Source organism: Pseudomonas sp. CK-NBRI-02, assembly GCF_008124495.1.
GTDB lineage: Bacteria > Pseudomonadota > Gammaproteobacteria > Pseudomonadales > Pseudomonadaceae > Aquipseudomonas > Aquipseudomonas guariconensis.
The window spans coordinates 1-13,949 of the sequence record NZ_VSJH01000022.1 but is presented as its reverse complement, the minus strand read 5'-3'; the positions used below and the strand labels follow the sequence as shown (position 1 = coordinate 13,949).

13 protein-coding genes are annotated in these 13,949 nt (G+C 62.6%); 9 read left to right on the top strand and 4 right to left on the bottom strand.

The window, feature by feature from the left end:
- Positions 1 to 31: 31 nt before the first annotated feature.
- Complete coding sequence (locus DQ397_RS15750; protein ID WP_043209590.1) at positions 32 to 919, bottom strand: LysR family transcriptional regulator; 888 nt, start codon at positions 917 to 919, stop codon at positions 32 to 34.
- Positions 920 to 1,017: 98 nt separating this feature from the next.
- Between DQ397_RS15750 and DQ397_RS15745 the strand changes: the two genes are divergently transcribed.
- The 4 genes from DQ397_RS15745 (at position 1,018) to DQ397_RS15730 (ending at position 6,684) form a co-directional block, all read left to right on the top strand.
- Positions 1,018 to 1,404: a CidA/LrgA family protein gene (locus DQ397_RS15745; RefSeq protein ID WP_043209588.1), complete on the top strand. Its 387-nt coding sequence runs from the start codon at positions 1,018 to 1,020 to the stop codon at positions 1,402 to 1,404.
- Positions 1,394 to 2,080 carry an LrgB family protein gene (locus DQ397_RS15740; RefSeq protein WP_043209587.1) on the top strand — a complete coding sequence of 229 codons (687 nt, stop codon included), beginning with the start codon at positions 1,394 to 1,396 and terminating at the stop codon, positions 2,078 to 2,080. The genes DQ397_RS15745 and DQ397_RS15740 overlap by 11 nt, the downstream gene beginning before the upstream one ends.
- Before the next feature lie 176 nt (positions 2,081 to 2,256).
- Positions 2,257 to 3,162: an alpha/beta fold hydrolase gene (locus DQ397_RS15735; protein WP_043209585.1), complete on the top strand. Its 906-nt coding sequence runs from the start codon at positions 2,257 to 2,259 to the stop codon at positions 3,160 to 3,162.
- A 354-nt stretch (positions 3,163 to 3,516) separates the two neighbouring features.
- On the top strand, positions 3,517 to 6,684 hold the full coding sequence (locus DQ397_RS15730) for a hypothetical protein (RefSeq protein ID WP_043209582.1): 3,168 nt from the start codon (positions 3,517 to 3,519) through the stop codon (positions 6,682 to 6,684).
- Positions 6,685 to 6,724: 40 nt separating this feature from the next.
- Here the strand turns inward: DQ397_RS15730 and DQ397_RS15725 are convergent, their stop codons facing one another.
- Positions 6,725 to 7,507, bottom strand: coding sequence for an IclR family transcriptional regulator (locus DQ397_RS15725; RefSeq protein WP_043209580.1), 783 nt, complete (start codon positions 7,505 to 7,507; stop codon positions 6,725 to 6,727).
- A gap of 198 nt (positions 7,508 to 7,705) precedes the next feature.
- Between DQ397_RS15725 and hmgA the strand changes: the two genes are divergently transcribed.
- The 3 genes from hmgA to maiA are packed head-to-tail and all read left to right on the top strand — an operon-like array spanning position 7,706 to position 10,948.
- Positions 7,706 to 9,007 (top strand): homogentisate 1,2-dioxygenase, encoded by a 1,302-nt coding sequence (gene hmgA / locus DQ397_RS15720; protein ID WP_043209578.1) that lies wholly within the window; start codon positions 7,706 to 7,708, stop codon positions 9,005 to 9,007.
- A gap of 3 nt (positions 9,008 to 9,010) precedes the next feature.
- Positions 9,011 to 10,303 (top strand): fumarylacetoacetase, encoded by a 1,293-nt coding sequence (gene fahA, locus DQ397_RS15715; protein ID WP_043209577.1) that lies wholly within the window; start codon positions 9,011 to 9,013, stop codon positions 10,301 to 10,303.
- 12 nt (positions 10,304 to 10,315) lie between these two features.
- Positions 10,316 to 10,948 (top strand): maleylacetoacetate isomerase, encoded by a 633-nt coding sequence (maiA, locus tag DQ397_RS15710; RefSeq protein ID WP_043209575.1) that lies wholly within the window; start codon positions 10,316 to 10,318, stop codon positions 10,946 to 10,948.
- On the opposite strand, the gene DQ397_RS15705 is transcribed toward maiA, so the two are convergent.
- On the bottom strand, positions 10,942 to 11,748 hold the full coding sequence (locus DQ397_RS15705) for a SirB1 family protein (RefSeq protein WP_043209573.1): 807 nt from the start codon (positions 11,746 to 11,748) through the stop codon (positions 10,942 to 10,944). The genes maiA and DQ397_RS15705 overlap by 7 nt on opposite strands.
- A gap of 124 nt (positions 11,749 to 11,872) precedes the next feature.
- On the opposite strand from DQ397_RS15705, the gene DQ397_RS15700 reads away from it, so the two are divergent.
- Positions 11,873 to 12,892, top strand: a complete 1,020-nt coding sequence (locus tag DQ397_RS15700) for a Glu/Leu/Phe/Val dehydrogenase dimerization domain-containing protein (protein ID WP_090346826.1) — start codon at positions 11,873 to 11,875, stop codon at positions 12,890 to 12,892.
- Positions 12,893 to 12,899: 7 nt separating this feature from the next.
- Here the strand turns inward: DQ397_RS15700 and DQ397_RS15695 are convergent, their stop codons facing one another.
- Positions 12,900 to 13,160 (bottom strand): YebG family protein, encoded by a 261-nt coding sequence (locus tag DQ397_RS15695; RefSeq protein WP_043207364.1) that lies wholly within the window; start codon positions 13,158 to 13,160, stop codon positions 12,900 to 12,902.
- Between the two features lie 239 nt (positions 13,161 to 13,399).
- Here DQ397_RS15695 and DQ397_RS15690 point away from each other — a divergent pair, with 239 nt between their 5' ends.
- Positions 13,400 to 13,870 carry a phosphate-starvation-inducible protein PsiE gene (locus tag DQ397_RS15690; protein ID WP_043207367.1) on the top strand — a complete coding sequence of 157 codons (471 nt, stop codon included), beginning with the start codon at positions 13,400 to 13,402 and terminating at the stop codon, positions 13,868 to 13,870.
- Positions 13,871 to 13,949: the final 79 nt, after the last annotated feature.

Below are 13,949 nucleotides of genomic sequence, written 5' to 3'. Positions count from 1 at the left end.
GGGTTTACCCGCGAACAGGACGTCGCCGCGGCTACAGGCCTGACGCAGGCCGTTCGCGCACCAACTGCAACCACGCCTGTGCTGCTTTCGACAGGTAGGCCCCACGGCGCCAGATGAACGCGATGTCCCAGCGCAGATCCGGTGGGTTCAATGGCACCCGCACCACGCCTGGACGTTCCAGAGCCCGTGCCACGACCCGCGGCAGCAGCACCACCCCTTGCCCGGCCGCCACCAGTGCGGCCAGAAAGTCCGCTTGCCCGCTGCGTCCCCCTTCCTTGGGCGTGAAGCCTAGTTGTTGGCAGGCACCGAGCAGCCGGTCATTGAGCACGAAACTGCGCTGATACAGCAGAAATGGTGTGTCCGCCAACTGCAGCAACTCGATCTGGAGCTCCTTCGCCAAGGCATGCGCCTGGGGCAACAGCGCATCGAGCGGCTCATCGCAGAATGGCTGGTACACGAACGCCGGGTCCGTGGGCGTGATGCAACCGCCCAGCTCCAGTTCGCCACTGCTGACGGCCTGTTCCACCGTGCGGCTGCCGCCCTCGATCAGCTGGATCGATATGTTCGGGTGACGCCGCCGGTATTCGGCGAACAAACCGGCGAACAGCGCATCGCTGCCCAGCAGCGGCAAACCCAGGCGCAGTTCGCCGCGGGCCATCTGGCTGAGATCGTCCAGCTCGTTTTGCAGCTCCTGGCGCTGGCGCAGCAATGCCTCGCCGCGTGCCAGGACGATGCGCCCGGCGGCGGTCAGGTGCAATTGCGAGCCTTGGCGCTCCAGCAAGGGCTGACCTAGGGCCTGCTCGAGTTGCGCGACTTGTTTGCTCACGGCGGACTGGCTGATGTGCAGGGTCTGCGCCGCCTGGGTGAAGCCCCCGCGGTGCACGACTTCGATGAAGCTGCGAAGCTGCTTGAATTCCATGTTTCGAATTCCGTTTTGGAATGGCGATCAGTCTAACAATTCGCTTCTGGCCTAGGCAGGGCAAATCTAGAATGGACCCCAGCCGAGGACCCTTCCCAATGAAACCCGCCTTACTGAAAAAATACCTGCGCCTGCTCGTCGAGCTGGCGGTCCTGCTTGCCTTGTTTCTGCTCGGCGGCCAGCTTTCCACTTGGCTGGGATGGCCGATCCCGGGTGGGGTGATGGGCTTGGCCTTGCTCCTGCTGTTGTTCGCCTGCGGCGTGCTCAAACCTGCCACCTTGCAGGCCGGCGCGGGTTGGTTGATGGCTGAAATGCTGCTGTTTTTCATTCCGGCGCTGATGAGCCTGCTGGACTACGGTGGCCTGCTGCGCAGCGAGGGTTGGCGCATCCTGCTGGTGATCGCAGTGAGCACCCTGATGGTGATGGTGGTGACCGCCGTCACGGTGGAACTGGTCTGCCGCTGGAGGCTGCGCCATGAGCCTTGAGCCAATGCCGTTGTTCTGGCTTGTCCTGACCCTTGTTGCTTACTTGGGCAGCCGCTGGCTGTACCGGCGCAGTGGGCGCTATGTCCTGTCGCCGCTGATTCTGGTGCCGGCATTGCTGTTGACGGTGGCCGTGCCGCTGCACACTGCGTATGCCGAGTACGCGCGCGACACCCACTGGTTGATGGGCGTGCTGGGCCCGGTGACCGTGGCCTTCGCAGTGCCGATCTGGCAGCAGCGGATGATGCTGGCGCGCCATTGGCCGGCGCTGCTAGTGGGCATGCTGGCCGGTAGCATGGCTTCGATCGCCAGCTCCTGGGGCCTGGCGCACCTGCTGGCACTCGACAATGCGGTGAGCCGGTCGTTGTTGCCGCGCTCGATCACCACGCCCTTTGCCATGCCCTTGGCCCAAGACCTGGGCGGCGTGCCGGAGCTGACGGCGGTGTTCGTCATGTTCACCGGCGTACTTGGCGCCATGTTCGGGGGCGTGTTGCTGCGCGTGCTGCCTTTGCGTACGCCCCTGGCCCGTGGCGCGCTGTTTGGCGTCGGTGCCCATGGCGCCGGGGTCAGTCGGGCGCAGGAGGTGGGCCGTGAGGAAGGCTCGGTGGCCGGCTTGGTCATGGTGCTCACCGGCCTGCTCAACCTGTTCGCCGGCCCCCTGTTGGCAAGACTGCTGTGACCGTTCGTGCCCCTGACCCGCAAAGCCAGCAAGCTGGCTGCCAACGCAAGTTTCGTCGCCCGGTGTGCTGGCTAGACTGAGCCTCGACATAGAGAGCACATGTAAGTGCCGAGGTAACTTGCAATGAACGCAGCCCTGCCTTATGACGCCAACACTTATCTACCGGGACAACACTGATGCCACTGGCCGAAATACCATTGTGCGTCTGGCGTACCCGAGCTCAGAGTTTTGCCTTTCGGGGCCAGACCATCCGCTACTGGACAGCAGGGCAGGGAGAGCCACTGCTTCTACTTCACGGTTTCCCCACGGCCAGCTGGGATTGGCACTACCTGTGGGTACCCTTGACCCAGCGCTTTCGTGTGGTCGCTTGCGACATGCTCGGCTTTGGCGACTCGGCCAAGCCGCTGGACCATGACTACAGCCTGATGGAGCAAGCCGACCTGCAACAGGCCTTGCTCGCCCATCTGAACATCGATCAGCCTGTGCATTTGCTGGCCCACGACTACGGCGGCACCGTTGCCCAGGAGTTGCTGGCGCGCCACTGTGAACAACGCATCGAGATCGCCAGCTGCGCATTCCTCAACAGTGGGCTGTTCCCAGAGTGCTACCAGGTCTTGCTGGTGCAAAAGCTGCTGCTCAGCCCCCTAGGCTGGCTGGTGTCCCGCAGCTTTGGGCGCGATGACCTGGTGCGCAACGTCAGCCATATCTATGGCCCTTGCACGCACCCGAGCGAAAGTGCCCTGGATGATTATTGGAGTCTGATCGTTGCCAATCGCGGCACGCGCATCCTGCACAAGCTGATCGGTTACCTGCCCGAGCGACGCCTGCACCGTGAGCGCTGGGTGGGCGCCTTGCTGCGACGATGTGTACCGCTGCGTTTCATCAATGGCGTGGCCGATCCGCTGTCAGGCGCGCGGATGCTCGAGCGCTACCGGCAGTTGGTACCCGATCCCGACACCGTGGCGCTGCCGGGCATTGGGCACTATCCCCACACCGAGGCTCCGCAACAGGTGCTGCGCCATTACCTGTCGTTTCGTGAACAGCCGATGATCGAGGCGCCACGCAAGGTGGCCTGGTCCTAGGGGGTTGCAGGCATAAAAAAGGCCGCTGCATCGCAGCGGCCAATCGAGACGTTAGATCAAGGAGCTTCAAAATCAACGTCGGTGAACCTTGGTGGCCCGAAAGGCTGGGGGGCGCCTTCGTACCGATCCAATGCCGTAAGAATAGGTGTATCTCGAGGTGGGAAAAACACCTCCTTATGACATTCACCTTTACATTGCCGGTGATAATCCTTCCCCTCGTCTCGAGGCTCATTGCGGCGTTTTCAGTAGGTTCTTCAGGTCTGAACGTAGGTTAGTACACCTGCATTTCCATCAGCTTTGTTCTTTCTGATTTCTGCACATTGCGATTTCCTACATTGCATTGAGACAGAAGTCATGAATTTTCCCTTGACCTTTCCTTCCACGGTCTCGCCTGTCGCTGGCCAGGATGTCCTGAGCGCTTTGGTCGTGTTGACCATGATGATGCAGGCCGAAGTTGCGCTTGCGCCCGGCTTGCCGCCTCGTGTCACGCCTGTCGACGATCCCGAGCGGTGGCTGGACGAACATTGGCAGGTCAAAAGCGATCACTGGTGGATGGAGCAGTCCCCGCTGCTGAATGAACAGCTTCGGGCGTTGCTGACTCTGCAGGTGCGAGCCCGTGCCTTGCGTCGTGGCGCTCCCAGACAGGACATCGAAGCTCTGCTGCCAGACGCTGATCCCGTCTTTGCATCCGTCTCACTGAAGACGAAAGAGGGTGAGCTGGTGCGTATTCCTGGCTTTGTGGCGCTGTGCGATAACCCCTATGACGATGAGCTGTCTTTCGTCCTCTACGGCTTGGGGGCCGGTGTCTGGTTCGATAGCCATCAACGTATGGTCGAGACATTAGTCCGCTACCTGCGGGCGGATAATTGCTGGACACAGGGTCTGCCCGCCCGAGCGCGTGCGGCCCTGACGGACACCACGTCCGTCGAGCTGGTGTTGAGGCCGCTGCGGAGTCGACCTGAGGTGTATCTGCTTGAAGATATGCAGTTGCTGCAACGCCGGTTGGTCATCGACGGGCTTGCTGCTGAGCCTGAAAACGGTGAGGGTGCCGTTGCCCTTGTGCCCTTGTTCGAACAACTCCAAGCAAGCGTGGCCGATGCCGTCGGTGCTTTGCGCAAGGACCTGGCGCCGCAGTGGTTGCGACACCTGTCGCCTGCCGAGCGCGAGCGGTTGGCGAAGCTGCATCAGGTTGTGAACGAAACCGAGCGCCAACTGGCCGAGCAAACTCAGCACAGTGACTTCTACACCTATGCCAGCCAGCAACTTGACGCTTGGTTGACCGCTAAAGGGTTTGCGCAATTGTCTGCCGAACAGGTACGACTGCATGTCAGACACGACTTCACAGCGGATGCGCCGCCGCAAATGGTTTCACTGCTCGAATGGGTCTGTGGCGGTGCTTACCATGGCAAGCGCCTGGCAATGACGATCCAGCACGAGGGCCTGCGCAATGCCCTGGGCGACCAAGGCGTATGGTCGCTCGCCAATGAATTACAACTGCATCGAGGTTATGTCGAGCACGTCGAGCAGATCTATGCCCTCGACGAAAACCGCTATCTGCTGAGCAGAGCGCTGGATGCCAGGCTGCAACTCGCCAGGCAGGCGGCGGACTTCCAGGGCCTTGATCGCAGAGCGGTGCGGTTGCTCGAGCAGGCCACACAGGACACATGGGCGCAGCGCTCCGGAACAAGCACCATCACGGTGGCCCTGTTGTCCATCAATGGCGAAATGCTTCTGACCGATCATCTGTACATCTACAGCGATGATATCCATGTGCTCTATGCGCCCGGGTCGCCGGCGGGCGATCTGCAAGCGTTCAACTCACCTGGGCAGATGAGTTTCGCGCTGGGGGCACTGACCGCCATGCCTGCGGGGCGCGACTACCTCGTCGAGCGTGTCCGCCATGCCGACCGTCCTGCGTTGAATCGATATCTGACGCGTATAGCCAGCCTGCCTCAGGAATGGTCACGCGAGACGATCACCCTGCATCCGCAGGACATTGACGGCTGGCAGCAAGTGATCCAGCACTGGACCGAGTTGAGGGTGATGAAGATTCTCGACGATCTCGAAGAGATCCGGCCGGTGGTACCTGCCAGGCCGGACGGGACGCTGCAACGACGCGTGGACGACATCGACCACGAGTTGCGCGTGCTGATGACGGATTACCAGGCAGCTGCCCAGGTGCCGACGTTCATGGCCTATGCCCGTGACCGCGTGAGCGAGCGCATCAATCGTTTCCCGGGCAAGAAGGAGGGATGGATCGATGCCGATACCGTTCTGGTCGAGCTGGAGCATGGCGTTCGTCAGTCCTTGACCCAAGTGGTGGCCAGCGGATACCCCGCGGATTTCAATTTCAGGGACTTCGCCAGGCTGACGTCGACCGTGGGCCAGGACCTGTCCCATTTGAGCAACCGAGCGATCGATGGTTACATCCGGGCCGCCAGGCTCGGTGAGGGGTACTGCGATGAGATCCGCAAGAGTTATCTCGACCCGGACGCAGATGCCCAGTCCAGGCCGCTGGAGCTGCATCGCCACATCACAGGCATGAAAATTCAACGCGATTGTCTGGTGGAGCTGCAGAGCGGACGCCTCAGCGACGCGCATGCCGACTGGCTGAAACCGGTCTGCATGGCATTTCATCGGGGCAGTTTTGTCGACGATTGCAAATTGGCAATGCTGAAGATCAACGGGGCCGCTGTAGTCGGTGGGTACCTGCTGCAGTCGCCCCAGGCCAAGGGCACTTTGGTCTATCTCAGCGATGGGCCTGGTGGGCGGTACCTTTATACGGTCGAGGATTTTGTCGAGCAGTGGCGAAGCGATGCTCTGCAGGACTGGGTCTACGCGCATGTCTCGATTGACGATGAACTGTTGATCCGCGAACTCAATGAGAGCGTGCGAAACGATGACTTCGCCGATGCGTCAGAAAGCAAGGGAAATGCGAGGATCGCCCGGTCGTTGCAGGTGCTGTACAACATCCGGGATCTTTCGGTTGCTCTACGCCAGCGTATACAGCGCTTGCTGGCCGATGCGAAACGCGATGCCTACAGCGCGGCGAGGCGTATCACCCAAGAGGTGTTCTGGCTGGTCGGTCTGGTGGCGGATGTCATCGCCTTGGCGTTCCCGCCGGCGCGAATCGTTCTGGGCTTCATCAAGGCCGGCGCTGGGTTCTACCGCAGCCTCGCGGCGTTGCGTGATGGCGATAAGACGGCAGCACTGTTATCCCTGCTCGGAGCCGTCGCCAGCTTGCCCGGGATTACGGATGTGGTGAAGTTCTATGGTACCCAGCTGGTTGATCGAGGCAGCAAACTCTGGTCGACGTTGTTTCCTGGGGAGTCATCCGCACTGAGTCTATGGGTGAAGAACCAAGTCGAGGCACTCAAAGCGTTCTATGAGCGGCATGAGGTGTTCAAGGAGCTTGGCTCGGGTGCTTTCCAACCGTTGAATAAACGATTCGAGGAAGAGTTGTCGTGGTATACGCAACTGGTTGCTTCCACAGAGCAATCAGCCCCTCGTCAGTTCACCTGAGGCCGCCATCGGGGTCAGGGACGGCACCTCAACGCATGAGCTAGGCCTCTGGCTCATACCCCATACGCTTGCTGACGGCGCCTGCCGCCGCCAGCAAGCGCTTCGCCGCCGGTCCCTGTTCGTCGGCATGGAAGATCGACGTCGGACCGACCACCGTCATCACCGCGGCAATCTGGCCCATGGCGTTGAACACCGGCGCGGACAGCGCGTCCACGCCGGGCATCAGCAAACCGTGCACGTGATGCAGCCCGCGTGCACGGATCTGGGCCAGCACGGGCTCGTAGTCGCTGAATGACTGGTCCATGGCGGCCAGCTCCTGGTCGCGCAGTTCCACTGTCTCGCGTTCGGGCAGGTGGGCGGCGAACACCAGGCCTGTGGACGAACTGAGCAGCGGCAGGACCGAGCCGATCTGCGTGACCACCGTCACCGCGCGCACCGCAGGCTCGATGCTAACCACCGTCGCCCCCTGATTGCCCCACACCGCAATGAAACAGCTTTCGTTGAGCTCGTCGCGCAGTTGCGACAGGGGCAGCGCCGCGACCTTCAGCACGTCGATGCTACCCAGCGCCGCCATGCCCACCCGCAGTGCCTCACGGCCCAGCCCATAATGGTTGGTGGCAGGATCCTGCTCGGCGAAGCCGCTGGCGATCAGCGCCTGCAAGTAGCGATGCACCTTGCTCGCCGGCATGTCCACGTGTTCGGCCAGTCGCGACAGCGACGTGGATGGAGAGAGTTCGGCAAGGGCTTTGAGAATGTCGGTGCCGACTTCCGCCGAGCGGACCTTCTGCTTGCCGTTGTCGGCAGGGGAGCTGGCTTTGGCCATGGGATGGGAATCCAGGGGAGACAGGTGGGCGTCTTTATAGCTTGACGCCTTTCGGCAATCAAATTACGTTATTCGTAATCTGATTACGATAAAAACAATGCAGACGCGCTGCAACGCCTGGAGTACTCACCGGAACGCGCCGGACAGGGCCAGCAGCCAGCTGCCAGCAACGGCTCTCATCGAGCCCGGAGGCACCCGATGAATCTCGATTCTTCCCCTGATCTTCAGTACCTGAGCGGCTTCGGCAACGAGTTCGCCAGTGAAGCGCTGCCCGGCGCCCTGCCGGTCGGGCAGAACTCCCCACAGAAAGCCCCTTACGGCCTGTACGCCGAACTGCTCTCGGGTACCGCGTTCACCATGGCCCGCAGTGAGCTGCGTCGTACCTGGCTGTACCGCATTCGTCCCTCGGCGCTGCACCCGCGCTTCGAGCGTCTGGAGCGTCAACCGCTGACCGGCCCGCTGGGCCAGATCACCCCCAACCGCCTGCGCTGGAGCCCCCAGCCGATCCCGTCCGAGCCCACCGATTTCATCGAAGGCTGGCTGCCGATGGTGGCCAACTCGGCCTCGGAGAAGCCGGCTGGCGTGAGCATCTACATCTATCGTGCCAATCGTTCCATGGAACGGGTGTTCTTCAATGCCGACGGCGAACTGCTACTGGTGCCGGAGCAAGGCCGCCTGCGCATCGCCACCGAACTGGGGGTGATGGAAGTCGAGCCGCTGGAGATCGCCGTGATCCCTCGGGGCATGAAGTTCCGCGTCGAGCTGCTCGACGGCCAGGCCCGTGGCTACATTGCCGAGAACCATGGTGCCCCGCTGCGCATCCCGGACCTGGGCCCGATCGGCAGCAATGGCCTGGCCAACCCGCGTGACTTCCTGACCCCAGTGGCGCGCTACGAAGAGGTCAGCGGGCCAGTGCAACTGGTGCAGAAGTTCCTCGGCGAACACTGGGCCTGCGAACTGCAGCACTCGCCGCTGGATGTGGTCGCCTGGCACGGCAGCAACGTGCCGTATAAGTACGACCTGCGTCGCTTCAATACCATCGGCACGGTCAGCTTCGACCATCCCGATCCTTCCATCTTCACCGTGCTCACCTCGCCGACCAGCGTCCACGGCATGGCCAACATGGACTTCGTGATCTTCCCGCCACGCTGGATGGTGGCCGAGAACACCTTCCGTCCACCTTGGTTCCACCGCAACCTGATGAACGAATTCATGGGCCTGATCCAGGGGGCCTACGACGCCAAGGCTGAAGGTTTCCTTCCGGGCGGTGCCTCGCTGCACGGTGTGATGAGCGCCCACGGGCCAGACGCCGAAACCTGCGAGAAGGCCATCGCCGCGGACCTGGCGCCGCACAAGATCGACAACACCATGGCATTCATGTTCGAGACCAGCCAGGTGCTGCGTCCGAGCCGTCATGCCCTCGAGTGCCCGCAACTGCAGGCCGACTACGATAGTTGCTGGGCCACCTTGCCGAGCACCTTCAACCCGAATCGGAGATAACCCATGAACCAGACCGCCATCGCCCGTAGCTGGGTCGAGCACGCCAACGGGCACAGCGACTTCCCGTTGCAGAACCTGCCCCTGGGCATCTTCAGCCGTCCAGGCCAGGCACCGCGTTGCGGCGTAGCCATCGGTGACGCGATCCTCGATCTGGAAGCCGTGCTGGGCGCCGGCCTGTTCGACGGCCAGGCCAAGGTCGCAGCCGAAGCCACCCGAGGCGGCGCGCTGAATGCGTTCTTCGCCCTGGGCCGTGAAGCCCGTGTGGCCTTGCGCGAGCGTTTGATGGTGCTGCTGGGCGAGCACAGCGAGCATCAAGCGGCCTTGAAGGCTGCCCTGTATCCGGCCAGCGATTGCCAACTGCACCTGCCTGCGAAGATCGGCGACTACACCGACTTCTACGTAGGCATCGAACACGCCAAGAACGTGGGCAAGCTGTTCCGCCCGGACAACCCGCTGCTGCCCAACTACAAATACGTGCCGATCGGTTACCACGGCCGTGCCTCCACCATCCGTCCCTCTGGTACCGACGTGCGCCGTCCCAAGGGCCAGACCCTGCCGGCCGGGCAGACCGAACCGAACTTCGGCCCGTGTGCGCGCCTGGACTACGAGCTGGAATTGGGCATCTGGATCGGCCAAGGCAACGACATGGGCCAGCCCATCCCGGTGAGCGACGCCGCTGAGCATGTGGCCGGCTACTGCCTGCTCAACGACTGGTCCGCGCGCGATATCCAGGCCTGGGAATACCAGCCACTGGGCCCCTTCCTGTCCAAGAGCTTCATCACCAGCATCTCGCCCTGGGTGGTTACTGCCGAAGCCCTCGAGCCGTTCCGTTGCGCCCAGGCGCCGCGTCCTGAAGGCGACCCGCAGCCTCTGTCCTACCTGCTGGACAAGCGTGACCAGGCCGCGGGTGCCTTCGATATCGAGCTGGAAGTGCTGCTGGTTACCGAGAAGATGCGCGAGCAGGGCCTGCCAGCCCATCGCCTGACCCTGAGCAACACCCGCAGCATGTACTGGACCGTGGCCCAGATGGTGGCTCACCACAGCGTCAACGGTTGCCAGTTGCAGCCGGGTGACCTGTTCGGTTCGGGCACGCTGTCCGGCGCCACGCCCGGCTCGTTCGGCAGCCTTCTGGAGATCACCGAAGGTGGCAAGCATCCGGTGGAGCTGGCCAGCGGCGAGGTGCGCAAGTTCCTGGAGGACGGCGACGAGATCATCCTGCGTGCCCGCTGCATCCGTGACGGCGTGGCGAGCATCGGCTTCGGCGAATGCCGCGGCAAGATCATCTCGGCCAACTGAGAGGTCAGGGCGATGGAGCTGTTCACCTATTACCGTTCCACTTCCTCGTATCGGGTACGCATCGCCCTGGCGCTCAAGGGGCTGGATTACCAGGCCCTGCCGGTCAACCTGCTCAAGGGCGAGCAGCGTGGGGCGCACTACCTGGCGCTCAACCCCCAGGGGCGAGTGCCCGCGCTGCGGACCGATGGCGGGGAGTTGCTGGTGCAGTCACCGGCGATCATCGAGTACCTCGAAGAGGTTTATCCACAACCTGCGCTGTTGCCGGCCAGTGCCGAGTCTCGGGCCAAAGTGCGGGGTGTGGCGGCGATCATCGGCTGCGACGTCCACCCGCTGCACAACGTCAGCGTGCTCAACCAGTTGCGTCAGTTGGGCCATGACGATACCCAGGTCAACCAGTGGATCGCCCACTGGATCGGCCAGGGCCTGGCGGCGGTGGAACAATTGATCGGTGATCGAGGCTTCTGCTTCGGTGACGAGCCGGGGTTGGCAGATGTCTACCTGGTCCCTCAGCTCTACGCCGCCGAGCGATTCAATGTCGACCTCAGCGGCTATCCACGCATCGCTCGCGTGGCTGCTTTGGCACAGGCACACCCGGCCTTCGCCGAGGCGCATCCCTCCTGCCAGCCGGACACCCCGGCTCAGTGAATCGAACGCTTGGTCGACGGGAGTTGGCCAAGCCGTTCGCTCAATTTCAGACGCTGGATCGGGTCGTCGGTCAGCAGCAAGGCGTGCTCCAAGTCATAGCGCTCGGCCTGGGGGCAATCCAGGTGCTGGTAGAGCGTGGCGCGGGCCAGGTAGTCGCTTGCCAGTACCGGGCCTAGTTGCATCACCCGTTCGGCGTCGATCAAGGCGGCCAGGTCGTTTTCGTTGCTGCTGTGCAGATGTCGCAGGTTGCGCGACAGGCGCTGGAGCATCTGCATGGGGGCAGCGCTGTGCATGTGTTCGGCGCTCAACGGCATATGGGGACCGAACTGGCGGGCCAGCAGTTCTCGGCAGTCGGCGGGGTACAACCGTCGTCCGCCACAAGGATCGAGCAAATGGTCGGCCCCGGGCACACGCAGCAGGAAGTGGCCGGGGAAGTTCACGCCCTCCAGGGGGATCGATAGGCGTCGCGCCAGTTCCAGGGCGAGGATGGCCAGGGTCAACGGCTGGCCGCGGCGGCGCTGCAAGACTTTGTCCATCAACGCCACCTGGGGCCGCAACGGATGGTATTCATCCTGCGCGAAACCCAGGGCATTGAGTTGACGCAGCAGGGGCTGGGCCAGCTCGTGGAGCGGCAGCATTGGCAGGTTGGCGCTGATTTCTCGCTGCAAGTCGTGCACTTGGGCGAGGCTCGCCGCCGGGTCCACCGTCCGGTCGTGCTCGGCCGCTATCCACAGCGTTGCTTCCAGCAGGGCGACAGGCTCGCGATCCAGGCAGGCCAGGCAGGCTTGACGTGGGTTCATGGGCACTCTCCGCATACGCTTATCTTTTAGCCTTGGCGCGTGCTTTCGTCCAGTGGTCCGCCAGAGGCTCGGAGCCTGGCGGCCTGCCTATACTGGAAGGAGCACCTCTCGGGGGAGCCCGTTGATGTTCGCGCTCATGCAAAGCACCCGCACCCAGTCCTTGCACCTGTGCATCGACCCGCCAACAGGCCTCAAGGCCGTCGTGGTCATTCATAGCGAGCAGTTGGGCCCGGCCATGGGCGGCTGTCGCTATCTACCCTACGCCGATGATGAAAGTGCCATGACCGACGCCATCCGTCTGGCCCAGGGCATGAGCTACAAGGCGGCATTGGCGGGCCTGCCTTTGGGGGGCGGCAAAGCGGTGATCGTGCGCAATCCGCATGTGGAAAACCGCGCCGCGCTGTTCGAAGCATTCGGCCGGTTCATCGATACCCTGCAGGGGCGCTTCATCACCGCCGTGGACAGCGGCACCTCCACCCTGGACATGGACTGCATCGCCCAGACCACACCCCATGTCACCAGCACCACAGCCTCAGGCGACCCGTCGCCGCATGCCGCGATGGGTGTGTTCGCGGGCATTCGCGCCACGTCCATGGCGCGTCTGGGCAGCGATAACCTGGAGGGGCTGCGCATCGCTGTGCAAGGCTTGGGCAATGTCGGCTATGCCTTGGCCGAACAGTTGCACGCGGCGGGCGCGGAATTATTGGTCAGCGACCTGGATCCTGGACGCGTGCGCCTGGCCGTGGAGCAATTGGGGGCACATCCTGTGACCAACGACGCGCTGATCAGCACTCCCTGCGACATCTTTGCCCCCTGTGGCGTCGGGCCGGTGCTCAATGGCCAGAGCGTGATGCAGTTGCGCTGCGCTGCCGTGGCAGGCGCGGCGAACAACCAGCTCACTACGCTGCAAGTGGCGGATCAGCTGGAAAATCGCGGCATCCTCTATGCGCCGGACTACGTGATCAATGCCGGTGGCCTGATCTATGTGGCCCTGACCCACCGGGGCGAGGACCTGGGCACCATCACCGCACACCTGGCGCGCATTCCCACGCGGCTGACCGAAGTATTTGCCCATGCCCAGGCGGAGAAGCGTTCACCAGCGCGGGTGGCGCAGATGCTGGCGGAGCGGTTGCTCTACGGATGAGCCTGGGTCATTCAGCCTGATTCTCAAGCAGCTCGGCCAAGGCATCCGGCTGGTTCTTGAAGGCCCGGGCGAACACGTCGCGGTTCTTGGCCATGTAGATGCCGGCTTCCTCGACTTGCTGTTCGCTCAACGATGGCACGGCCTTTTGCAGCACCTCGGCCAGGCGCTCGGCCAGTTCGAGCATTTTGTCGTGACGGTCTGCTTCGGCCTTATCCATGAACAAGCGCTCCGGGTCGCGGCTGCTGCGGTACACCACTTCGACGGCCATTCATCACCTCTGTGCCTTTTGCTGTTGGGGTTATGGGTTAACTGTATTTATATACAGTACTCGCTCCAGCCACCGTGATGCAACTCAAGTGATGGCCTTTTCCCTTCAGAGCCTAGCCCACAGGTGTCTTGCGGCAATTGGTCGCCTTCCAAGGCAAAGGCCTGGCCTTTTTACTGCATGCACAAGCGTCACAGAGGTGACGCATCATCCTTCAGCTCGTATCGGGGAAAACGAACATCGTGAACATCAAATGGGCAGAAAAACTACGCAAGGGCCTGCATGGCTCGGCGGACTCGCTGGGCAACCTGTGCGTCGAGGCGTTCCACTACCTGGCGTTGTTCGGCATCGGCGCCATCACTGCCTATGCGGCGGTGGTGACCTTCCTGGACATGCTGGGCAAAGGTGGGGTCAGCGTCGATGACATCCTGCTGCTGTTCATCTACTTGGAGCTGGGGGCGATGGTCGGTATCTATTTCAAGACCAACCACATGCCGATCCGCTTCCTGCTGTATGTGGCGATCACCGCGCTGACCCGTCTGCTGATCGGCGATGTCTCGCACCACAAAGCGCCAGACGTCGGGCTGCTGTATCTGTGCGGCGGCATCCTGCTGCTGGCGTTTTCGATTCTTGTGGTGCGCTACGCCTCGTACCGCTATCCGTCCACCAAGGTGCTCGATGCCAATGGCAAAGAGGTCGAGGACGGCAAGTAGGGGTCAGTTGGCCAGGCCTGGGCCATGCTGTTGTTGCTCGGTTGCGAACCCGGCGCTGAACGGGTTGAAGGGTAGCCGT